We start from the raw sequence: 1,907 nt of genomic DNA, 5'->3' as shown, positions 1-1,907 counted from the left end.
AAGGGAAACATCTTTTCGGCTTACTCTTATGCGATGGAATTGACAGGTTGCCCGGGGAATTATCACACAGATTATGACACCGCAGTTTCAGAAGAACTGAAAAACGAAATATCTGATGTGATGAAAGCAATAGGAGAGATTTAATCCACCCAAAGATTTATCGAATCATGTTTTTGGAATAGACAATGTTTATTGTCCGCCCGTGAACAAAAACTATTGCCGGATGAAGGCTGAACCCTTATCGTAAATATTTTTATCATTTGTGCTTGTACCCCCATCCCCCGGTGATATCCCATTATATCTCCCGGATTAAAAGATTTATTGAATCTGTCATAATTCGGAGTCCGTACCCCGTATGACTGGAGATATGTCAAAATCAGTGTATTTTAAGATAAGATAATTTTATCGATGAACGCGTAAACAGCCTTAACTTTAAGCATTAAAATTAATTAAGGTTAGGCCAGGTAGTTTGTGTAATATGTAATGTGCCTGAAAATGGTATAAAAATGACTATCTGTATAAGTAAAATAGGAGTAAACCCGATAAAAGATGAATCATGAAAATAGTAATCAGTTTCCTTTACCTTATAACTGTTTTGCCGGCGATGTCGCAGATAAAAAGTAACGAAACAGGGGAGCACAAAAACATTCATCAACCCCGGTACTGTCTTTTTTTCGACAACCATACCATGCCGGCCATACCAGATGTCGGGAAAAATTTTGATGTGGAGGCATTTACCGACAGGATAAAGGATTGCGGGGTTGATTACCTGATATTTTCAATCCGATGCAATCAGGGGATGGCATATTATGATACCAAAATGGGTATCAAACACCCTTCGCTTGAATACGACCTTCTCGGGAGGCTGGCAAAATCATGTCAACAAAAAGAGATTGCCCTGTTAGCGTATTTTCATGCAGGGCTGAGCAGTGCTGAAGGACTTCAGCATCGCGACTGGACCACGCTTTCTTTTGACGGATGGGAGTACAGGGAACCACGTTTTACTCCGTATGTTAGGACAATGTGTTATAACTCTCCCTACCGCGATCATCTGATTGGTATGATCGAGGAAGTTGCCGGTAATTATCCTGTTTCAGGTATTTTTATTGACGGGCTTCAGGATTTTGGTTGTATCTGTCCCATTTGTGTTAAAGAGATGAAAGAACGCGGTGTGGATTACAGCAACCGCGAAGAAGTGGGCAAGTTTTCACACTTTTCGATACACCGGCTGGCGGAAGATATTGCGGGCGCTTTGGAAGTTATCAACCCCGATTTTCTGCTCTATTTTAAAGGGGTTCCTTTTGAGCAACAGCCTGGTTTAAGTAACCACATGGTTAGTGTACACCTTCCATCTACTCTCGGAGAAGGGGGGTATGAAATTTTGCCGGTATATGCAAGTTATTTGCGTACCCTGAGTGATTTACCTGTGATGAATATGACTGCCCGTTTTTATGATTGGGGCGATTTCGGAGGCCTTCGTCCTGAGGCTGCCCTTAAGTCAGAACTGCTGTATGGCCTGGCAAATGGCATGCGCCCCAATGTCGGGGGACATTTTCATCCGAGGGGCGATTTAAATAATGCGGTATTCGACCGGATAGAGAAGATATATAAGGAATTGCAAACCATGGAACCCTGGTTTGAGGATGCAAAAAATATAACCGAAATAGCTGTCGTTTCTACTTTGCCTGTGCTGAATGAAAATAACAGTGGACAGTTAAAAGCAGCTGTACGCATGCTTGGCGAGCTGAAGCAACAGTTTGATGTGGTAACCACCTTTTCAGACTGGAGCAAGTACAAGGTGCTGGTTATCCCGGATGATGTCACCTTTGATGCAGAGGTTACGCGTCGCGTAAAAGAGCATCTCGCAGCAGGCAAGGCCGTAATATCCAGTGGTAGCTCTGGGTTAG

At 42.9% G+C, this 1,907-nt stretch carries 1 protein-coding gene; it reads left to right on the top strand.

From position 1 onward, the window contains the following. Positions 1-556: 556 nt before the first annotated feature. Positions 557-1,907 (top strand): alpha-amylase family protein (locus D1164_RS23540; protein ID WP_147372289.1); only part of this gene is annotated, 1,351 nt, incomplete at its 3' end.

The organism is Mariniphaga sediminis (assembly GCF_003573545.1).
Classification (GTDB): domain Bacteria; phylum Bacteroidota; class Bacteroidia; order Bacteroidales; family Prolixibacteraceae; genus Mariniphaga; species Mariniphaga sediminis.
Note: the sequence above shows the minus strand (reverse complement) of the source record. Positions and strands in the feature narration are given on the sequence as shown.